Source organism: Streptomyces sp. NPDC000983, from assembly GCF_040299205.1.
Taxonomy (GTDB): Bacteria; Actinomycetota; Actinomycetes; order Streptomycetales; family Streptomycetaceae; genus Streptomyces.
Genome location: NZ_JBEPBM010000009.1, coordinates 24,176 through 44,482 on the forward strand (window position 1 = coordinate 24,176; position 20,307 = coordinate 44,482).

Here is a 20,307-nt window from a genome sequence, read left to right on the forward strand (position 1 = left end):
CGTTCCACGCATCCGATAGCCTCTGCCGACATGCCGCCCGGCCGTCCACGGACCAGGGGCGACCCCACCTGTCAACGACCGACGTCAGCGCGTCGGCACCCAGGGAGTGAGTTCGGTTGTCGACCGCCATCCTCACCGGTCAGCCGGTCCCCGGATCGTCGATCGAGGGCGAACTGCGTTCCCTCGGCTTCGACGTGCGGACCGCCGCCGACGCAGCGGAGACCGAGACGCTGCTGGCCGCGGTGGACGGCCGGGAGCGGGTCGCCGTGGTCGACGCCCGCTTCGTCGGCCATGTGCACGCGCTGCGCCTCGGCCTCACCGACCCCCGCTTCCCGCTCGCCGCGATCCCCGGCGCCATGACGGCCCAGCCCGCCGCCCGCCAGGACCTGACCCGCGCGCTCGCCCGGGAGACCTCCGGCACCGGCACCACCCTCGTCGACAGCCTCCCCGACCGGCTGGTGGAGACCCTCGACACCGAGGTGCACCGGCCCCAGCTCGGCAGCCTGGTCGCCGAGGTCCCGGACGACCCCCAGGCCCGCAACGAGGCACGGCAGGCCGTCGCCGCCGTCGACGACGAGGCCGTACGCCTGAAGTCCGCGGTGAAGGCCCGGGACGGCTTCTTCACGACCTACTGCATCAGCCCCTACTCGCGCTACGTCGCGCGCTGGTGCGCCCGCCGCGGCCTGACCCCCAACCAGGTCACCACCGCCTCCCTGCTCACCGCGCTCGTCGCGGCCGGCTGCGCCGCCACCGGCACCCGCCCCGGCTTCGTCGCCGCCGGAGTGCTGCTGCTCCTCTCCTTCGTGCTGGACTGCGCCGACGGTCAGCTCGCCCGCTACTCCCTGCAGTACTCCACCCTCGGCGCCTGGCTCGACGCCACCTTCGACCGCGCCAAGGAGTACGCCTACTACGCGGGCCTCGCCCTCGGAGCCGCCCGGGGCGGTGACGACGTCTGGGCCCTCGCCCTCGGCGCGATGGTCCTGCAGACCTGCCGCCATGTCGTGGACTTCTCCTTCAACGAGGCCAACCACGACGCCACCGCCAACACCAGCCCCACCGCCGCCCTCTCCGACAAGCTGGACAGCGTCGGCTGGACGGTCTGGGTGCGCCGCATGATCGTGCTGCCGATCGGCGAACGCTGGGCGATGATCGCGGTCCTGACCGCCTTCACCACCCCGCGGATCACGTTCTACGCGCTGCTCGTCGGCTGCGCCTTCGCGGCGACGTACACCACGGCCGGCCGCGTACTGCGCTCCCTGACCCGCAAGGCCCGCCGCACCGACCGCGCGGCACAGGCGCTGGCCGACCTCGCGGACTCCGGCCCGCTCGCCCAGGGCCTGGCGAAGGCGCTCAAGGACCGCGCGGCCCGGCTGCCCGGCTTCACCGCCCCCGCCGTCGCCCTGCTCGGCGGCCTCGTGCTGGTCGCCACCGCCGCGTTCACCGACTTCGGCGGACCGTGGCCGGTGCTCGGCGCCCTTATCTACGTCGCCGCCTCGGCCCTGGCCGTCGCCCGCCCGCTCAAGGGCGCCCTCGACTGGCTCGTCCCGCCGTTCTTCCGCGCCGCCGAGTACGGCACCGTGCTCGCCCTCGCGGCCAACGCCGGGGTGAACGGAGCCCTTCCCGCGGCTTTCGGACTGGTGGCCGCGGTCGCCTACCATCACTACGACACGGTGTACCGCATCCGCGGGGACGCCGGAGCGCCCCCGGCCTGGCTGGTGCGCGTCATCGGGGGGCACGAAGGGCGGACGCTGCTCGTCACCGTCCTGGCCGCGGTGCTCACCGCCTCGCAGTTCACGGTCGCGCTCACGGTGCTCGCCGTGGCCGTCGCCCTCGTGGTGCTCGTCGAGAGCGTCCGCTTCTGGGTCTCCGCCGGAGCCCCTGCAGTACACGATGAAGGAGAAACCGCATGATCGGCCTCGTGCTCGCGGCCGGCGCCGGACGGCGTCTGCGCCCCTACACCGACAGCCTCCCCAAGGCTCTGGTGCCGGTGGGCCCCGCGGGCATAGAGGGCGAGCCCACGGTGCTCGACCTGACCCTCGCGAACTTCGCCGAGATCGGTCTGACCGAGGTCGGGATCATCGTCGGCTACCGCAAGGAAGCCGTGTACGAGCGCCGGGAGGCGCTGGAGGCCAAGTACGGCCTCAAGCTCACCCTCATCGACAACGACAAGGCCGAGGAGTGGAACAACGCCTACTCCCTGTGGTGCGGACGTGACGCCCTCAAGGACGGCGTGATCCTCGCCAACGGCGACACCGTCCACCCGGTCTCCGTCGAGCGGACCCTGCTCGCCGCCCGCGGCGAGGGCAAGCGGATCATCCTCGCCCTCGACACCGTGAAGTCCCTCGCCGACGAGGAGATGAAGGTCGTCGTCGACCCCGACAAGGGCGTCACGAAGATCACCAAGCTGATGGACCCCGCCGAGGCCACCGGCGAGTACATCGGCGTCACCCTGATCGAGGGCGCGGCCGCCCCGGAGCTGGCCGACGCCCTGAAGACGGTCTGGGAGACCGACCCGCAGCAGTTCTACGAGCACGGCTACCAGGAGCTCGTCAACCGCGGCTTCCGGATCGACACGGCGCCGATCGGCGACGTCGACTGGGTCGAGATCGACAACCACGACGATCTCGCCCGCGGACGGGAGATCGCGTGCCGGTACTGACCAGGCTGATCCCCTCACCGGTCGTCGTGGACATCCGCCCGGGTGCCCTCGACGACCTGGGCTGCGTCCTCGCCGACGAGCGCGTCTCGCACTCGGGCAAGCTCGCCGTCGCCGTCAGCGGCGGCTCGGGCGCCCGGCTGCGCGAGCGGCTCGCCCCCTCGCTGCCCGGCGCCGCCTGGTACGAGGTCGGCGGCGGCACCCTCGACGACGCCGTCCGGCTGGCCGGCGACATAAAGGCCGGCCACTACGACGCCGTCGTCGGACTCGGCGGCGGGAAGATCATCGACTGCGCCAAGTTCGCCGCGGCACGGGTCGGCCTCCCGCTGGTCGCCGTGCCCACCAACCTCGCCCACGACGGTCTGTGCTCGCCGGTCGCCACCCTCGACAACGACGCGGGCCGCGGCTCCTACGGCGTGCCCAACCCGATCGCGGTCGTCATCGACCTCGACGTCATCCGGGAGGCCCCGGTGCGCTTCGTGCGCGCCGGGATCGGGGACGCCGTCTCCAACATCTCCGCCATCGCGGACTGGGAGCTGGCCAACCGGGTCAAGGGCGAGAAGATCGACGGCCTGGCCGCCGCCATCGCCCGGCAGGCCGGCGAGGCCGTGCTCCGCCACCCCGGCGGCATCGGCGACACCGACTTCCTCCAGGTCCTCGCCGAGGCCCTGGTGCTCAGCGGTATCGCCATGTCGGTGTCGGGCGACTCCCGCCCGTCCTCCGGCGCCTGCCACGAGATCAACCACGCGTTCGACCTGCTCTACCCCAAGCGGGCCGCCGCCCACGGTGAGCAGTGCGGACTGGGCGCCGCCTTCGCGATGTACCTGCGCGGAGCCCACGAGGAGTCGGCGTACATGGCCGAGGTGCTGCGACGGCACGGACTTCCCGTGCTGCCTCACGAGATCGGCTTCACCCGCGACGAGTTCGTCCGCGCGGTGGAGTTCGCTCCGCAGACCCGCCCCGGCCGCTACACGATCCTCGAACACCTCGACCTGAAAACCGACCAGATCAAGGACATCTACACCGACTATGTCAAGGCCATCGGTAGCTGAACTCCGTCCGGTCGTCCACCCCGCGGGGGTGAAGGACCGGCGCAGCGGTGAGCACTGGATGGGGCGCCTCTACATGCGTGAGGTGTCCCTGCGGGTCGACCGCTACCTGGTGAACACCAGGGTCACGCCCAACCAGCTCACGTACCTGATGACCGTATTCGGCGTACTCGCGGCCCCGGCACTGCTCGTGCCGGGGATCCCGGGCGCCGTGCTGGGCGTCGTGTGCGTCCAGATGTACCTGCTGCTCGACTGCGTGGACGGCGAGATCGCCCGCTGGAAGAAGCAGTACTCGCTCAACGGCGTCTACCTCGACCGGGTCGGCGCCTACCTCACCGACGCCGCCGTCCTGGTCGGCTTCGGACTGCGCGCCGCCGACCTGTGGGGCAGCGGCCGGATCGACTGGCTGTGGGCGTTCCTCGGCACCCTGGCCGCGCTCGGCGCCATCCTGATCAAGGCCGAGACCGACCTGGTCGGCGTCGCCCGGCACCAGGCCGGCAAGCCGCCGGTCCAGGAGTCCGCGTCCGAGATGCGCTCCTCCGGCATGGCCCTGGCCCGCAGGGCCGCCGCCATGCTCAAGTTCCACCGCCTCATCCTCGGCATCGAGGCGTCCCTGCTGATCCTCGCGCTGGCCGTCGTCGACCAGATCCGCGGCGACCTGTTCTTCACCCGCCTCGGCGTCGCCGTCCTCGCCGGCATCGCGCTGCTGCAGACCCTGCTGCACCTGGTGTCCATCCTCGCGTCGAGCAGGCTGAAGTGAGCGCGCCCATGAAGGTCGGCGCGGTGATCATCACCATGGGCAACCGCCCCGACGAGCTGCGTGCCCTCCTGGACTCGGTCGCCAAGCAGGACGGCGACCGCGTCGAGGTCGTCGTGGTCGGCAACGGCTCACCCGTCCCGGACGTCCCCGAGGGCGTCCGCACCGTCGAGCTGCCCGAGAACCTCGGCATCCCCGGCGGCCGCAACGTCGGCATCGAGGCATTCGGCCCCGGCGGCCGCGACGTCGACATAGTGCTCTTCCTGGACGACGACGGGCTCCTCGCCCAGCACGACACCGCCGAGCTGTGCCGCCGGGCCTTCGCCGCCGACCCCGAGCTCGGCATCATCAGTTTCCGCATCGCCGACCCCGAGACCGGCGTCACCCAGCGCCGCCACGTCCCCCGGCTGCGCGCCAACGACCCGATGCGCTCCTCCCGGGTCACCACCTTCCTTGGCGGCGCCAACGCCGTCCGCACCCGGGTCTTCGAGGAAGTCGGCGGGCTCCCGGACGAATTCTTCTACGCGCACGAGGAAACCGACCTGGCATGGCGGGCCCTCGACGCGGGCTGGATGATCGACTACCGCTCCGACATGGTGCTGTACCACCCCACGACCGCACCCTCCCGGCACGCGGTCTACCACCGCATGGTCGCCCGCAACCGGGTCTGGCTCGCCCGCCGCAACCTCCCCGCGCCGCTGGTCCCGGTCTACCTGGGCGTCTGGCTGCTGCTCACGCTGGTGCGCCGCCCCTCCCGGCCCGCGCTGAAGGCATGGTTCGGCGGCTTCCGGGAAGGCTGGACGAGCCCCTGCGGTCCCCGCCGGCCCATGAAGTGGCGTACGGTGTGGCGGCTGACCCGGCTGGGCCGTCCCCCTGTGATCTGACAAGCTTCACCCCACGCACAGGAGGTCCACACCCAGACCTCAGGATCACGGCACGCCCCCACAGGCTGCGCATCCCGAAGACGAAAGTTTCCGCTAGTGAGTGAGACAACGCACGACGGACAGGTCGCGGTGACCGCGCCCCCGTCGCCCGACGAGGGACTCACGGCGGCCGAACTGGCCGCCAAGTACGGGCTGAGCGTGAGCGGCGCCCGCCCCTCGCTCGTCGAGTACGTCCGCCAGCTCTGGGACCGGCGTCACTTCATCCTCGCCTTCTCCCGGGCGAAGCTGACCGCCCAGTACAGCCAGGCCAAGCTCGGCCAGCTGTGGCAGGTGGTGACACCGCTGCTCAACGCGGCCGTCTACTTCTTCATCTTCGGCGTCATCCTGGAGGCCGACCGGGGCATGTCCCGCGAGGTCTACATCCCGTTCCTGGTCACCGGCGTGTTCGTGTTCACCTTCACGCAGAGCTCGGTGATGGCGGGCGTGCGGGCGATCTCCGGCAACCTCGGCCTGGTCCGCGCGCTGCACTTCCCGCGCGCCTCGCTGCCGGTCTCCTTCGCGCTCCAGCAGCTCCAGCAGCTGCTCTTCTCGATGATCGTGCTGTTCGTGGTGACCTGCGTCTTCGGCAGTTACCCCGATCTGTCCTGGCTGCTGATCGTTCCCGTACTGGCGCTGCAGTTCCTCTTCAACACCGGCCTCGCCCTGATCGTGGCCCGGGCCGGCGCCAAGACCCCGGACCTCGCGCAGCTGATGCCGTTCGTGATGCGGACCTGGATGTACGCCTCCGGCGTCATGTACTCCATCCCGATCATGCTGGCCGACAAGCCGCAGTGGATCGCCACGGTCCTGCAGTGGAACCCGGCCGCGATCTACATGGACCTGATGCGCTTCGCGCTCATCGACGGCTACGGCTCCGAGAACCTCCCCGACCACGTGTGGGCGGCCGCGGGCGGCTGGGCCGTGCTGTTCGCGCTCGGGGGCTTCGTGTACTTCTGGAAGGCGGAGGAGAGGTACGGCCGTGGCTGACACCCGCATCCCCACCGTCATCGCCGACGAGCTGCACATCGTCTACCGCGTCAACGGCGCGAAGACCGGCAAGGGCAGCGCCACCGCCGCGCTGAGCCGGATACTCAAGCGGGGCTCCGACGACTCCGCCCGGGGCGTGCGCAAGGTGCACGCCGTCCGCGGCGTCTCCTTCACGGCCTACCGCGGCGAGGCCATCGGCCTGATCGGCTCCAACGGCTCCGGGAAGTCGACCCTGCTGCGGGCCATCGCCGGACTCCTCCCGGCGGAGGAGGGCAAGGTCTACACCGACGGCCAGCCCTCGCTGCTGGGCGTGAACGCGGCCCTGATGAACGACCTGACCGGCGAGCGCAACGTCATCCTCGGCGGCCTCGCCATGGGCATGTCCCGCGAGGACATCAAGGCCCGCTACCAGGAGATCGTCGACTTCTCCGGGATCAACGAGAAGGGCGACTTCATCACCCTGCCGATGCGCACCTACTCCTCCGGCATGGCCGCCCGCCTGCGCTTCTCCATCGCCGCCGCCAAGGACCACGACGTCCTGATGATCGACGAGGCCCTGGCCACGGGTGACCGCAAGTTCCAGAAGCGCTCCGAGGCCCGCATCCGCGAGCTGCGCAAGGAGGCCGGCACGGTCTTCCTGGTCAGCCACAACAACAAGTCGATCCGGGACACCTGCGACCGGGTGCTGTGGCTGGAGCGCGGCGAGCTGCGCATGGACGGCCCCACGGACGAGGTCCTCAAGGAGTACGAGAAGTTCACGGGCAAGTAGTCCACCCCGGACCGGTTCACCCGGCCCACTGCGCTTCCCACGGCCCCGCCGGAACCCTTCCGGCGGGGCTCCGCGTCTGCAAAGGAAACGTCAACTCCGCCTGCGCGTAGGAATCTTGGGACCAATCGGTGTGTTCTTGTGATGCGCGGGACACCCCGGCGAACCACCGTGCGTTGTACAACGTAAGCTGTTCCGGTCCCCAATCGCGGCAAGTGGGGCAATAATGCCCCACACCCACGCCCCGGGAGTCCGGGCCGAAGGCTGGGCGGCGTGTCCGAAATAGTGCGTATTGGGTAGGCAGTGTAGAACGGGAGATGTGACGGCAATGGCTACGGAGACTCCCCGGCTCGGCGGAGCGTGCGCCGTCCCCGCCCAGGGCGGCCCGTGGTGACGGGAACCGGCAGGTCGCGCGCCGCCGGGGCGGAGCGCGGCACGCTCGACAAGGCCGCGCACGAGAACTTCCCCGTGGCCCCCTTCTTCCTGCCCCGGGCCTGGCGCACCGACCTGATGGCCGTCTACGGCTTCGCGCGCCTCGTCGACGACATCGGCGACGGCGATCTGGCCCCCGGCGGCGCCGACGCCCGCCTCCTCGGCGTCCCGGCCGAGGACGCAGAGGACCGGCTGGTGATGCTGGACGCCTTCGAGGCCGACCTCCACCGCGTCTTCGCCTCGACCCCCCGCCACCCCCTGCTGCGCCGCCTGCAGCCCACGGTCCGCCGGTGCGGGCTGAGCCCCGAGCCCTTCCTCGGCCTGATCGGCGCCAACCGTCAGGACCAGCTCGTCAGCCGCTACGAGACCTACGACGACCTGCTCGCGTACTGCGAACTCTCCGCCAACCCGGTCGGTCGCCTCGTCCTCGCCGTCACCGGCACCGCCACCCCCGAGCGGATCCGCCGCTCCGACGCGGTCTGCACCGCCCTGCAGATCGTCGAGCACCTCCAGGACGTCGCCGAGGACCTCGGCCGCGACCGCATCTACCTGCCCGCCGCCGACATGAAACGCTTCCATGTCCAGGAGGCGGATCTCGCCACGCGGACCGCGGGCGCATCGGTGCGCGCGCTGGTCGCGTTCGAAGCCCAACGCGCCCGCGATCTCCTGAATGAAGGCGCCCCCCTGGTGGGTAGCGTCCACGGCAGGCTGAGACTGCTGCTCGCGGGGTTCGTGGCGGGGGGACGGGCGGCGATCCACGCGATCGCCGCCGCCGACTACGACGTACTTCCCGGCCCGCCCAAGCCCGGCAGGGTTCAGCTGCTGCGCGAGGCGGGCGTGACTCTGCGAGGAAAGGGGTGATCCGGACCGTGGAGTTCGCACCGCATGCGTCCGCACCGGTACTCGCCGCCTACAGCTACTGCGAGGCCGTCACCGGACAGCAGGCCCGGAACTTCGCCTACGGCATCCGACTGCTGCCCACGGCCAAGCGCCGGGCGATGTCGGCGCTGTACGCGTTCTCGCGCCGGGTCGACGACATCGGCGACGGGGCGCTCGCCGACGGCGTCAAGGCCGCCCGGCTGGAGGAGACCCGCGCACTGCTGGCCCGGGTGCGGGCCGGCGCCGTCGAGGAGGACGACACCGACCCGGTCGCGGTCGCCCTCGCCCACGCCGCCGAGGTCTTCCCGATCCCGCTCGACGGCCTCGACGAGCTGATCGACGGCGTGCTGATGGACGTACGCGGCGAGACCTACGAGACCTGGGACGACCTGAAGGGGTACTGCCGCTGCGTGGCGGGCGCCATCGGCCGGCTCTCGCTCGGCGTCTTCGGCACCGAGCCGGGGGCGCGCGGCGCCGAACGGGCGCCCGAGTACGCCGACACCCTCGGGCTCGCCCTCCAGCTCACCAACATCCTGCGGGACGTGCGGGAGGACGCCCAGGGCGGCCGTACCTATCTGCCCGCCGACGACCTCGCCAAGTTCGGCTGCTCGGCCGGGTTCGCCGAGCCGACCGTGCCCGAGGGCGCCGACTTCGCCGGCCTCGTCCACTTCGAGGTGCGCCGGGCCCGCGCCCTCTTCGCCGAGGGGTACCGGCTGCTGCCCATGCTCGACCGGCGCAGCGGCGCCTGTGTCGCCGCCATGGCCGGCATCTACCGGCGGCTGCTGGACCGCATCGAGCGCGAGCCGGAGGCCGTCCTGCGCGGCCGGGTCTCACTGCCCGGCCGGGAGAAGGCCTATGTCGCGGTGCGCGGGCTCTCCGGTCTGGACACCCGGCACATGACGCGGCGGACCGTCAGGAGGCGGGTCTGATGGACAATCCGGTCCAAGGCGATGCCACCGGAGAAAAACGGCACGCAACCCTCCGGTCCGGGACGGCGTCCCTGACTGAGACGGCCGGCCGCGCACCGTTCGAACACCGCGGCGACCGTTCGGGGGAGGGCACGCGATGACCGACGGCAGGACGACCGGCGGCGACGCCGTCGTGGTGGGCGGCGGACTGGCCGGCATCACCACCGCACTGGCGCTCGCCGACGCCGGGGTGCGGGTGACGCTCCTGGAGGGCCGGCCGCGCCTGGGCGGGCTCGCCTTCTCCTTCCGGCGCGGCGACCTCACCGTCGACAACGGCCAGCACGTCTACCTGCGCTGCTGCACGGCCTACCGCTGGTTCCTCGACCGCATCGAGGGAACGTCGCTCGCGCCCCTGCAGGATCGTCTCGACGTGCCCGTTCTCGATCTGGCGAAGCCCGAGGGGCGACGGCTGGGCAGGATCCGGCGCGACCCGCTGCCGGTGCCGCTGCACCTCGGCCGCAGCCTCGCCGCCTATCCGCACCTCTCCCTCACCGAGCGTGCCGCCGTCGGCCGTGCCGCGCTCGCGCTGAAGGGACTCGACCTCGACGACCCGGCCCTGGACGACCAGGACTTCGGCAGCTGGCTGGCCGCGCACGGCCAGTCCCCGCGCGCCGTCCGGGCCCTGTGGAACCTGGTCGGGATCGCCACGCTCAACGCGGTCGCGGAGGACTCCTCGCTGGGGCTCGCCGCGATGGTGTTCAAGACCGGTCTGCTCTCCGACCCCGGCGCCGCCGACATCGGCTGGGCGCACGTCCCGCTGGGTGAACTGCATGACCGGCTGGCCCGCAAGGCGCTCGACTCCGCGGGCGTGCGTACCGAGGTACGCACCCGGGTCACCTCCATCTCCCAGGACGACAACGGCCGTTGGGCCGTGGAGGTTCCCGGGGAGACCCTCCGGGCGGACGCGGTCGTCCTCGCCGTACCCCAGGGCGAGACCCACGAACTGCTCCCCGACGGCGCCCTGGACGACCCCGGACGCCTGCTGGACATCGGCACCGCGCCGATCCTCAACGTCCACGTCGTCTACGACCGCAAGGTGCTCGACGCGCCCTTCTTCGCCGCCCTCGGCACCCCGGTGCAGTGGGTGTTCGACCGGACCGGCTCCTCCGGGCTGCGCGCCGGCCAGTACCTCGCCGTCTCCCAGTCGGCCGCCCACGGCGAGATCGACGCGCCCGTGGCCCAGCTGCGCGAGCGCTATCTGCCCGAGCTGGCCCGGCTGCTGCCGCTGGCCCGCGAGGCCGAGGTGAAGGACTTCTTCGTGACCCGGGAGCGCACAGCGACGTTCGCGCCCGGACCCGGTGTCGGGCGGCTGCGGCCCGGCACCCGTACCAAGGCCCCCGGCCTGTACCTGGCCGGAGCGTGGACCGCCACCGGGTGGCCCGCGACCATGGAGAGTGCGGTCCGCAGCGGTGTGAGTGCGGCGGACGCCGCGCTGAGCGCCCTGGGCCGGCCCCGCCCCCGCCGCCTCTTCGACGTCGAGGAGGCGGCCTGATGCTCGGTCAGCGCGCGGCAGGCCCCCGCACCCCCGGTACCGCAACAAGAGGAGAGACTGTGCCCACTGTGCCCCCGGCCTCGAAGGCCGCTCGAGAGACCGCGGTGGACGTCACCGCGCTCCTGGAGCGCGGCCGGACCCTGGCCACTCCGGTACTGAGGGCGGCGATCAACCGCCTGGCCCCTCCCATGGACACCGTTTCCGCCTACCACTTCGGCTGGATCGACGCCCAGGGCCGGCCCACCGCCGGCGACGGCGGCAAGGCCGTACGCCCCGCCCTCGCGGTGCTCTCCGCCGAGGTCACCGGCGCCCCGCCGGAGACCGGCATCCCCGGCGCCGTCGCCGTGGAACTGGTCCACAACTTCTCGCTCCTGCACGACGACCTCATGGACGGCGACGAGCAGCGCCGGCACCGCGACACGGTGTGGAAGGTGCACGGGCCCGCCCAGGCCATCCTGGTCGGCGACGCCCTCTTCGCCCTCGCCAACGAACTGCTGCTGGAACTCGGCACCGTCGAGGCCGGCCGCGCCACCCGCCGCCTGACCTCCGCCACCCGGGCCCTGATCGACGGACAGGCCCAGGACATCTCCTACGAGCACCGCGACCGCGTCAGCGTCGAGGAGTGCCTGGAGATGGAGGGCAACAAGACCGGCGCCCTGCTGGCCTGCGCCAGCTCCATCGGAGCCGTCCTCGGCGGCGCCGACGACCGCACCGCCGACACCCTGGAGCGCTACGGCTACCACCTCGGCCTCGCCTTCCAGGCGGTCGACGACCTGCTCGGCATCTGGGGCGACCCGGAGTCCACCGGCAAGCAGACCTGGAGCGACCTGCGCCAGCGCAAGAAGTCCCTGCCGGTCGTGGCCGCGCTCGCCGCCGGCGGCCCCGCCTCCGAGCGGCTCGGCGAACTGCTCGCCGCCGACGCCCGAAGCAGCGACTTCGAGAACTTCTCCGAGGAGGAGTTCGCCGTCCGGGCCGCCCTCATCGAGGAGGCCGGCGGCCGGGAGTGGACCGCAGACGAGGCGCGCCGCCAGCACGCCGTCGCCGTCGAGGCCCTCGACGCCGTCGACATGCCCGACCGGGTACGGGACCGCTTCACGGCGCTCGCGGACTTCGTGGTCGTACGAAAGAGATGATCACTATCGGTCGAATAGCCCTCGCGTAGTCGCCGGCCGGTGGCTCTCACGCGCCACCGGCCGACGGCGGACCCACAGCAGACGCACCACTTGCACACTGCACGAAGGGGAAGCCATGACAGCGACGACCGACGGAAGCACCGGGGCGGCCCTGCCTCCCCGGTCTGCCGCGGCCAGCGAAACCGCAAGCACCGCCCCCGTGGCGGCGGGGGTTCACGACACCGCCGCGCACGCCGTCCGACGCGCCACCGACTACCTGCTCGCCCGGCAGGACCCCGAGGGCTGGTGGAAGGGCGACCTCGAGACGAACGTCACCATGGACGCCGAGGATCTCCTGCTCCGCCAGTTCCTGGGCATCCAGGACGAGTCCGTCACCCGCGCCGCCGCCCTGTTCATCCGCGGCGAGCAGCGCGAGGACGGCACCTGGGCCACCTTCCACGGCGGCCCGGGCGAACTCTCCACCACCATCGAGGCCTACGTCGCCCTGCGCCTGGCCGGGGACGCGCCCGACGCGCCGCACATGGCGCGCGCCTCGGAGTGGATCCGCTCCCGCGGCGGCATCGCCTCCGCCCGGGTCTTCACCCGGATCTGGCTCGCCCTGTTCGGCTGGTGGGACTGGGAGGACCTGCCCGAACTGCCGCCCGAGCTGATCTACTTCCCCACCTGGGTGCCGCTCAACATCTACGACTTCGGGTGCTGGGCCCGGCAGACCATCGTCCCGCTGACGATCGTCTCCGCCACGCGCCCGGTGCGGCCCGCGCCGTTCCCGCTGGACGAGCTGCACACCGACCCCGCGCACCCCAACCCGCCCAGGCGCCTCGCCCCCGCGGCGAGTTGGGACGGCGCCTTCCAGCGGCTGGACCGGGCGCTGCACCAACTGCGCAAGGTCGCGCCGCGCAGGCTGCGCCGGGCCGCGATGAACACCGCCGCCCGCTGGATCATCGAACGGCAGGAGAACGACGGCTGCTGGGGCGGCATCCAGCCGCCGGCGGTGTACTCGATCATCGCGCTCCACCTGGTCGGCTACGACCTCGAACATCCGGTGATGCGCGAGGGACTGGCCTCGCTGGACCGTTTCGCCATCTGGCGCGAGGACGGCGCCCGGATGATCGAGGCCTGTCAGTCACCGGTGTGGGACACGTGTCTGGCCACCATCGCGCTGGCCGACGCGGGGGTGCCCGCCGACCATCCCCAACTGGTGAAGGCCGCCGACTGGATGCTCGGCGAGGAGATCGTCCGGCCCGGGGACTGGGCGGTGCGCCGGCCCGGACTGCCGCCCGGGGGCTGGGCGTTCGAGTTCCACAACGACAACTACCCCGACATCGACGACACCGCCGAGGTGGTGCTGGCCCTGCGCCGGGTCCGCCACCACGACCCCGGGCGGGTGGAGAAGGCCATCGGGCGCGGCGTCCGCTGGAACCTCGGCATGCAGTCCCGCAACGGGGCGTGGGGCGCCTTCGACGTCGACAACACCAGCCCCTTCCCCAACCGGCTGCCGTTCTGCGACTTCGGGGAGGTCATCGACCCGCCGTCGGCCGACGTCACCGCGCACGTCGTGGAGATGCTCGCCGTCGAGGGCCTCACCCACGACCCGCGCACCCGGCGCGGCATCCAGTGGCTGCTCGCCGAACAGGAGCCGGACGGCTCGTGGTTCGGCCGCTGGGGCGTCAACTACATCTACGGCACCGGGTCGGTGGTCCCCGCCCTCGCCGCCGCCGGGTTCCCCGGCTCGCACCCCGCGATCCGGCGGGCGGTGACCTGGCTGGAGTCCGTCCAGAACGAGGACGGTGGCTGGGGCGAGGACCTGCGCTCCTACGGCGACGCCAAGGGCTGGAGCGGCCGCGGCGACTCCACCCCCTCGCAGACGGCGTGGGCGCTGATGGCGCTGCTGGCCGCGGGGGAGAGGGACGCCAAGTCCGTGCAGCGCGGCGTCGAATGGCTGGTCGGCACCCAGCGCGAGGACGGCTCCTGGGACGAGCCGCACTTCACCGGCACCGGCTTCCCGTGGGACTTCTCCATCAACTACCACCTCTACCGGCAGGTCTTCCCGCTCACCGCGCTCGGCCGGTACGTGCACGGCGAGCCCTTCGCCCGGACCGAGGAGGGCTGATGGACCCGCGGCCCGTCCCCGCCCCGCTGCTGATCGCCTGCGCGCTCCGCATCGAGCACCTCGCCCTGCGCACCGGCGCCCACCGGGAGGCGGACGGACCGGTCACCCTGGTGCGCACCGGCATGGGCCCCAAGGCGGCCGAGCGCTCCATCGGACGGGCCCTGGCGGCCCCGGAGCACGCCGGGGCCGCCGTCCTCGCCACCGGCTTCTGCGCGGGGCTCGCGCCCGGCATGCACCCCGGCGACCTGGTCGTCGCCGAGGAGACCCGGGACCCCCGCGGGAGCACCTCGTGCGTGGGCACCGAACTGCTCGTCAAGGCACTCGTGCGCGCCGTCCCCGGGCGGACCGTGCACACCGGACCGCTCACCGGATCCGATCACGTGGTCCGGGGCCAGGAGCGGTCCGACCTGCTCACGACCGGCGCGATCGCGGTCGACATGGAGTCGGCCGCGACGCTCCTGAGCGCCGTGCGCGGGGCCGAGCGCCCCGTTGCGGCCGTCCGGGTGGTCGTGGACGCTCCAGAACATGAACTGGTCCGGATCGGCACGGTGCGCGGGGGAATATCGGCATTCCGCGTTCTCAGGGCGATCCTTCCCGCTTTCTTCGAATGGCACCGTTCCTTGCTGCTCCCCAGGAGGTGAGCCAGATGGCCATGCCGCTGCGCCAGTCCATCAAAGTCGCTACTTACTTGGCCGAACAGAAACTCCGCAAGCGCGACAAGTTCCCGCTGATCGTCGAGTTGGAACCGTTGTTCGCGTGCAACCTCAAGTGCGAGGGGTGCGGCAAGATCCAGCATCCTGCGGGCGTACTCAAGCAGCGCATGCCGGTCGCCCAGGCCGTGGGAGCGGTGCTCGAATCCGGCGCACCCATGGTGTCGATCGCCGGCGGCGAACCGCTGATGCACCCTCAGATCGACGAGATCGTCCGGCAGTTGGTGGCCAAGCGGAAATACGTCTTCCTGTGCACCAACGCCATGCTGCTGCGCAAGAAGATGGACCGCTTCAAGCCCTCCCCCTACTTCGCGTTCGCCGTGCACATCGACGGACTGCGCGAACGCCACGACGAGTCGGTGGCGAAGGAGGGCGTCTTCGACGAGGCCGTGGAGGCGATCAAGGAGGCCAAGCGGCGCGGCTTCCGGGTCACCACCAACTCCACCTTCTTCAACACCGACACCCCGCAGACCATCGTCGAGGTCCTGAACTTCCTCAACGACGACCTGAAGGTCGACGAGATGATGATCTCGCCCGCCTACGCCTACGAGAAGGCACCCGACCAGGAGCACTTCCTGGGCGTGGAGCAGACCCGCGAACTGTTCAAGAAGGCCTTCGCGGGCGGCAACCGGCGCCGCTGGCGCCTCAACCACTCCCCGCTCTTCCTGGACTTCCTGGAGGGCAAGGTCGACTTCCCGTGCACCGCCTGGGCGATCCCCAACTACTCCCTGTTCGGCTGGCAGCGCCCCTGCTACCTGATGAGCGACGGCTACGTGCCGACGTACCGCGAACTCATCGAGGAGACCGACTGGGACAAGTACGGCCGCGGCAAGGACCCGCGCTGCGCCAACTGCATGGCGCACTGCGGCTACGAGCCGACCGCCGTCCTCGCCACCATGGGCTCCCTGAAGGAGTCGCTGCGCGCGATGCGCGAGACGGTCAACGGGAACCGGGAGTGACGTCATGACCGCCGTCTCCCTGGGCGTCCCCGAGGTCCCGGTCCGGCCGATCGCCGAGCGGCGCGCGTCGCGGCGGATCCAGGTCGGTCCGGTGGCCGTCGGGGGCGGGGCCCCCGTGTCGGTGCAGTCGATGACCACCACCCGCACCTCGGACATCGGCGCCACCCTCCAGCAGATCGCCGAACTCACCGCGTCCGGCTGCCAGATCGTGCGGGTCGCCTGCCCCACGCAGGACGACGCGGACGCGCTCGCCACCATCGCGCGCAAGTCCCAGATCCCGGTGATCGCCGACATCCACTTCCAGCCCAAGTACGTGTTCGCGGCCATCGAGGCCGGCTGCGCGGCCGTACGCGTCAACCCCGGCAACATCAAGCAGTTCGACGACAAGGTCAAGGAGATCGCGCGCGCCGCCGCCGACCGTGCGACCCCGATCCGGATCGGCGTCAACGCGGGCTCGCTGGACCGGCGGCTGCTGGAGAAGTACGGCAGGGCCACCCCCGAGGCGCTGGTGGAGAGCGCCCTGTGGGAGGCGTCCCTGTTCGAGGAGCACGGCTTCCGGGACCTCAAGATCTCGGTCAAGCACAACGACCCCGTCGTCATGGTCGAGGCGTACACGCTCCTCGCCGAGCGGTGCGACTACCCGCTGCACCTGGGCGTCACCGAGGCCGGCCCCGCCTTCCAGGGCACGATCAAGTCGGCCGTCGCCTTCGGGGCGCTGCTCAGCAGGGGCATCGGCGACACCATCCGGGTGTCCCTGTCGGCGCCGCCCGCAGAGGAGGTCAAGGTCGGCATCCAGATCCTGCAGTCCCTGGGGCTGCGCGAGCGGCGGCTGGAGATCGTCTCGTGCCCCTCCTGCGGGCGCGCCCAGGTCGACGTCTACAAGCTGGCCGACGAGGTCACGGCGGGCCTGGAGGGCATGGAGGTGCCCCTGCGGGTGGCCGTCATGGGATGTGTGGTCAACGGTCCCGGCGAGGCCCGGGAGGCGGACCTGGGGGTCGCCTCCGGCAACGGCAAGGGGCAGATCTTCGTGAAGGGCGAGGTCGTCAAGACGGTGCCCGAGTCGAAGATCGTCGAGACCCTCATCGAGGAGGCGATGAGGATCGCCGAGCAGATGGAGCAGGACGGAGTCGAGTCGGGGGAGCCGGCCGTCACCGTGAGTTGAGCAGCACGGACCTAAGGGGGCCCGACCGTGACGATTCTGGAGAACATCCGGGGACCACGCGACCTGAAGGCGCTGTCCGAGCCGGAACTCGGTGAACTGTCCGACGAGATCAGGGAGTTCCTGGTGCACGCGGTCGCCAGGACCGGCGGACACCTCGGGCCCAACCTGGGGGTGGTGGAACTCTCCATCGCGCTCCACCGGGTCTTCGAGTCGCCGGTCGACCGCATCGTGTGGGACACCGGCCATCAGAGCTATGTGCACAAGCTGCTGACAGGGCGTCAGGACTTCTCCAAGCTGCGCGGCAAGGGCGGCCTGTCCGGCTATCCCTCGCGCGAGGAGTCCGAGCACGACATCGTCGAGAACAGCCACGCCTCCACCGCGCTGGGCTGGGCCGACGGACTCGCCAAGGCCCGCCAGGTGCAGGGCGGGAAGGGACACGTCGTCGCCGTCATCGGGGACGGCGCACTGACCGGTGGCATGGCCTGGGAGGCGCTGAACAACATCGCGGCCGCCAAGGACCGGCCGCTGATCATCGTCGTCAACGACAACGAGCGCTCCTACGCGCCCACCATCGGCGGCCTCGCCAACCACCTCGCCACCCTGCGCACCACCGACAGCTACGAGAAGGTCCTGGCCTGGGGCAAGGACGTCCTGCTGCGCACCCCGGTCGTCGGCCACACCGTCTACGAGGCCCTGCACGGCGCCAAGAAGGGCTTCAAGGACGCCTTCGCCCCCCAGGGCCTCTTCGAGGACCTGGGCCTGAAGTACGTCGGCCCCATCGACGGCCACGACATCGGCGCCGTGGAGTCGGCGCTGCGCCGCGCCAAACGGTTCCACGGGCCCGTCCTGGTCCACTGCCTCACCGAGAAGGGCCGCGGCTACGAACCCGCCCTCGCGCACGAGGAGGACCACTTCCACACCGTCGGCGTGATGGACCCGCTCACCTGCGAGTCCCTCGCCCCCTCCCACGGGCCGTCCTGGACCTCGGTGTTCGGCGAGGAGATCGTGCGGATCGGCGAGGAGCGCCAGGACGTCGTGGCGATCACGGCGGCCATGCTGCACCCGGTCGGCCTCGGGAAGTTCGCCGCCCGCTTCCCGGACCGGGTGTGGGACGTCGGCATCGCCGAGCAGCACGCGGCGGTGTCCGCGGCCGGCCTCGCCACCGGCGGCGTCCACCCCGTCGTCGCCGTCTACGCCACCTTCCTCAACCGGGCCTTCGACCAGCTCCTGATGGACGTCGCCCTGCACCGCTGCGGCGTCACGTTCGTCCTGGACCGGGCCGGCGTCACCGGGGTCGACGGCGCCTCCCACAACGGCATGTGGGACCTGTCGATCCTTCAGGTCGTCCCCGGACTGCGGATCGCCGCGCCCCGCGACGCCGACCAACTGCGCGCGCAGCTGCGGGAAGCCGTGGCCGTCGACGACGCGCCCACGCTGGTGCGGTTCCCCAAGGAGTCCGTGGGACCGTCCATCCCGGCGGTGGACCGGATCGGCGGACTGGACGTGCTGCACCGCTCCTCCGGCGCCCCCGACGTCCTCCTCGTCGCCGTCGGTGTCATGGCCCCGGTCTGCCTCCAGGCCGCCGAACTGCTCCAGGCCCGCGGCATCGGCTGCACGGTCGTCGACCCGCGCTGGATCAAGCCCGTCGACCCGGCGCTGCCCGGCCTCGCCGCCCGGCACCGGCTGGTGGCCGTCGTGGAGGACAACAGCCGGGCCGCCGGGGTCGGCGCCGCCGTCGCGCTCGCCCTCGGCGACGCCGATGTCGACGTGCCCGTACGGCGGTTCGGCATCCCCGAGCAGTTCCTCGCGCACGCCAAACGGGGCGAGGTGCTCGCGGACATCGGCCTCACGCCCGTCGAGGTCGCCGGACGGATCAGCGCGAGCCTGGCCGTCCAGGAGCAAGCCAAGGAGACCGCGGAATGACCACCGAGTTCGACCTCGGCGCCCTGCTGGCCGAGCGCGGCGCCGAACGCTACGAGCTGCACGGCAGACACCTCAACCACCAACTCCCGCGCATGCTGCACACCATCGGCTTCGACAAGGTCTACGAGCGGGCCGAGGGCGCCTACTTCTGGGACGCGGACGGCGCCGACTACCTGGACATGCTCGCCGGGTTCGGGGTGATGGGCCTGGGCCGCCACCACCCGGTCGTCCGCAAGGCGCTGCACGACGTCCTCGACGCGCAGCTCGCCGACCTCACCCGCTTCGACTGCCAGCCCCTGCCGGGCCTGCTCGCCGAGCGGCTCCTCGCCCACAGCCCGCACCTGGACCGGGTGTTCTTCTCCAACAGCGGCACCGAGGCGGTGGAGACCGCGCTGAAGTTCGCCCGGCGCGCCACCGGCCGGCCCCGCGTCCTGTACTGCGACCACGCCTTCCACGGCCTGACCACCGGCTCCCTCTCCGTCAACGGCGAGGACGGCTTCCGCGACGGCTTCGCCCCGCTGCTGCCCGACACGGCCGTCCCGCTCGGCGATCTCGACGCGCTGGCCAGGGAGTTGAAGAAGGGCGACGTCGCCGCCCTGATCGTCGAGCCGATCCAGGGCAAGGGTGTGCACGAGGCCCCGCCCGGCTACCTCCGAGCCGCCCAGGAGCTGCTGCACCGGCACAAGGCGCTGCTCATCGCCGACGAGGTGCAGACCGGGCTCGGCCGGACCGGCGACTTCTACGCCTACCAGCACGAGGACGGGGTCGAGCCGGACCTGGTCTGCGTGGCCAAGGCGCTCTCCGGGGGCTACGTCCCGGTCGGCGCCACCCTCGGCAAGGACTGGATCTTCAAGAAGGTCTACTCGTCGATGGACCGGGTGCTGGTCCACTCGGCGAGCTTCGGCTCCAACGCCCAGGCCATGGCGGCGGGCCTCGCCGTCCTCGCGGTCATCGAGGACGAACAGATCGTCGCGGGCGCCCGCGCCACCGGCGACCTGCTCAGGTCCCGGCTCGCGGCCCTGGTCGACAAGTACGAGCTGCTCGCCGACGTCCGCGGCCGGGGCCTGATGATCGGCATCGAGTTCGGCCGGCCCTCCTCCCTGAAACTGCGCGGCCGGTGGACCATGCTCCAGGCCGCCCGCAAGGGCCTGTTCGCGCAGATGGTCGTCGTCCCGCTGCTCCAGCGGCACCGGATCCTGACCCAGGTCTCCGGCGACCACCTCGAAGTGATCAAGCTCATTCCGCCGCTGATCATCGGCGAACGGGAGGTGGACCGGTTCGTGGACGCCTTCACCGAGGTGATGGACGACGCGCACGGTGGCGGCGGGCTGATGTGGGACTTCGGAAAGACCCTGGTCAAGCAGGCCGTCGCCAACCGCCAGTAGCCCTTTTGCCTCAGAG

Annotated in this window: 18 protein-coding genes; all 18 read left to right on the plus strand. The window is 71.6% G+C overall.

Annotated elements, in window-relative coordinates; all coding sequences use genetic code 11:
* Positions 1-116: 116 nt before the first annotated feature.
* Entirely contained in the window at positions 117-1,910 is a 1,794-nt protein-coding gene (locus tag ABT296_RS12510; protein ID WP_351926169.1) for a DUF5941 domain-containing protein, read from the plus strand.
* Positions 1,907-2,659, plus strand: coding sequence for a phosphocholine cytidylyltransferase family protein (locus tag ABT296_RS12515; protein ID WP_351926171.1), 753 nt, complete (start codon positions 1,907-1,909; stop codon positions 2,657-2,659). The genes ABT296_RS12510 and ABT296_RS12515 overlap by 4 nt, the downstream gene beginning before the upstream one ends.
* Positions 2,647-3,708 carry an iron-containing alcohol dehydrogenase family protein gene (locus ABT296_RS12520; RefSeq protein ID WP_351926172.1) on the plus strand — a complete coding sequence of 354 codons (1,062 nt, stop codon included), beginning with the start codon at positions 2,647-2,649 and terminating at the stop codon, positions 3,706-3,708. Before ABT296_RS12515 ends, ABT296_RS12520 begins: the two co-directional genes overlap by 13 nt.
* A complete protein-coding gene (locus ABT296_RS12525; RefSeq protein WP_351926173.1) occupies positions 3,686-4,465 on the plus strand; it encodes a CDP-alcohol phosphatidyltransferase family protein in 780 nt (259 codons plus the stop codon). The genes ABT296_RS12520 and ABT296_RS12525 overlap by 23 nt, the downstream gene beginning before the upstream one ends.
* Before the next feature lie 8 nt (positions 4,466-4,473).
* Positions 4,474-5,346 carry a glycosyltransferase family 2 protein gene (locus ABT296_RS12530; RefSeq protein WP_502977241.1) on the plus strand — a complete coding sequence of 291 codons (873 nt, stop codon included), beginning with the start codon at positions 4,474-4,476 and terminating at the stop codon, positions 5,344-5,346.
* Between the two features lie 96 nt (positions 5,347-5,442).
* Entirely contained in the window at positions 5,443-6,372 is a 930-nt protein-coding gene (locus tag ABT296_RS12535) for an ABC transporter permease (protein WP_351926177.1), read from the plus strand.
* Positions 6,365-7,141: an ABC transporter ATP-binding protein gene (locus tag ABT296_RS12540; RefSeq protein WP_351926179.1), complete on the plus strand. Its 777-nt coding sequence runs from the start codon at positions 6,365-6,367 to the stop codon at positions 7,139-7,141. The genes ABT296_RS12535 and ABT296_RS12540 overlap by 8 nt, the downstream gene beginning before the upstream one ends.
* Positions 7,142-7,528: 387 nt before the next feature.
* Entirely contained in the window at positions 7,529-8,431 is a 903-nt protein-coding gene (gene hpnC / locus ABT296_RS12545) for a squalene synthase HpnC (RefSeq protein WP_351926571.1), read from the plus strand.
* Entirely contained in the window at positions 8,428-9,378 is a 951-nt protein-coding gene (hpnD, locus tag ABT296_RS12550) for a presqualene diphosphate synthase HpnD (RefSeq protein ID WP_351926181.1), read from the plus strand. Before hpnC ends, hpnD begins: the two co-directional genes overlap by 4 nt.
* Positions 9,378-9,518: a DUF6380 family protein gene (locus ABT296_RS12555; protein WP_351926183.1), complete on the plus strand. Its 141-nt coding sequence runs from the start codon at positions 9,378-9,380 to the stop codon at positions 9,516-9,518. Before hpnD ends, ABT296_RS12555 begins: the two co-directional genes overlap by 1 nt.
* Entirely contained in the window at positions 9,515-10,909 is a 1,395-nt protein-coding gene (gene hpnE / locus ABT296_RS12560; protein WP_351926185.1) for a hydroxysqualene dehydroxylase HpnE, read from the plus strand. The genes ABT296_RS12555 and hpnE overlap by 4 nt, the downstream gene beginning before the upstream one ends.
* On the plus strand, positions 10,909-12,042 hold the full coding sequence (locus tag ABT296_RS12565; RefSeq protein ID WP_351926187.1) for a polyprenyl synthetase family protein: 1,134 nt from the start codon (positions 10,909-10,911) through the stop codon (positions 12,040-12,042). The genes hpnE and ABT296_RS12565 overlap by 1 nt, the downstream gene beginning before the upstream one ends.
* A 115-nt stretch (positions 12,043-12,157) precedes the next feature.
* A complete protein-coding gene (gene shc, locus ABT296_RS12570; protein WP_351926189.1) occupies positions 12,158-14,152 on the plus strand; it encodes a squalene--hopene cyclase in 1,995 nt (664 codons plus the stop codon).
* Complete coding sequence (locus ABT296_RS12575; RefSeq protein WP_351926191.1) at positions 14,152-14,793, plus strand: phosphorylase family protein; 642 nt, start codon at positions 14,152-14,154, stop codon at positions 14,791-14,793. Before shc ends, ABT296_RS12575 begins: the two co-directional genes overlap by 1 nt.
* Before the next feature lie 5 nt (positions 14,794-14,798).
* Entirely contained in the window at positions 14,799-15,821 is a 1,023-nt protein-coding gene (gene hpnH, locus ABT296_RS12580) for an adenosyl-hopene transferase HpnH (protein WP_351926193.1), read from the plus strand.
* A gap of 4 nt (positions 15,822-15,825) precedes the next feature.
* A complete protein-coding gene (gene ispG / locus ABT296_RS12585; protein WP_351926195.1) occupies positions 15,826-16,983 on the plus strand; it encodes a flavodoxin-dependent (E)-4-hydroxy-3-methylbut-2-enyl-diphosphate synthase in 1,158 nt (385 codons plus the stop codon).
* A 27-nt stretch (positions 16,984-17,010) separates the two neighbouring features.
* Entirely contained in the window at positions 17,011-18,906 is a 1,896-nt protein-coding gene (dxs, locus tag ABT296_RS12590; protein WP_351926197.1) for a 1-deoxy-D-xylulose-5-phosphate synthase, read from the plus strand.
* Positions 18,903-20,291 (plus strand): aspartate aminotransferase family protein, encoded by a 1,389-nt coding sequence (locus ABT296_RS12595; RefSeq protein ID WP_351926198.1) that lies wholly within the window; start codon positions 18,903-18,905, stop codon positions 20,289-20,291. Before dxs ends, ABT296_RS12595 begins: the two co-directional genes overlap by 4 nt.
* Positions 20,292-20,307 lie beyond the last annotated feature (16 nt).